This window comes from Sphingobium sp. D43FB (genome assembly GCF_002312805.1).
Taxonomy (GTDB): Bacteria; Pseudomonadota; Alphaproteobacteria; order Sphingomonadales; family Sphingomonadaceae; genus Sphingobium.
This window is the reverse complement of the sequence record NZ_NMUA01000173.1, coordinates 1-582: the sequence shown is the minus strand read 5'-3', so window position 1 is coordinate 582 and position 582 is coordinate 1. Positions and strand designations below refer to the sequence as shown.

Annotated in this window: 1 protein-coding gene; it reads right to left on the bottom strand. The window is 62.0% G+C overall.

Annotation, left to right across the window (positions count from 1 at the left end; all coding sequences use genetic code 11):
- Positions 1 to 582 (bottom strand): methyl-accepting chemotaxis protein (locus tag SxD43FB_RS23890; protein ID WP_255245892.1); only part of this gene is annotated, 582 nt, incomplete at both ends.

Sequence of the window (582 nt, the reverse complement as noted above, 5' to 3'; positions counted from 1 at the left end):
CACCTTGAAGTGGCTGACCATCGTTTGCAGCTGGCCGCCCAGACGCGCGAGTTCGAAGCTGGAGGCGGCGGTTTCTTCGCTGGCCGATGCAGTCTGCTCGGAGACGTCGCGCACGCTGATGATGCTGCGGCTGATTTCTTCGGCCACGGCGCTTTGTTCTTCCGCGGCGGCGGCGATTTGCTGGTTCATCGCCTGAATGTTGGACACGGTCAGGGTGATGCTTTCCAGCGAGGTGCCGGCCTTGCGGGTCAGCATCACGCTGCTGTTGGTCAGCTCGCGGCTGCTGAGCATGATGCTCGACACCTGACGTGTGCCGTTCTGCAAGCCGGCCACCAGGGCTTCGATTTCTTCGGTGGATTTCTGGGTACGTTGCGCTAGTCCACGCACCTCGTCGGCCACCACGGCAAATCCGCGCCCGGCTTCACCGGCTCGCGCCGCTTCAATAGCCGCGTTGAGGGCCAGCAGGTTGGTTTGTTCGGCGACGGCCTTGATCACGTCCATGACTTTGCCGATTTTGTCGCTTTCCTGCTCCAGCAAGGTCATGGCATCGGTGGAACGCAGCACTTCAGCAGCCAGACGCTC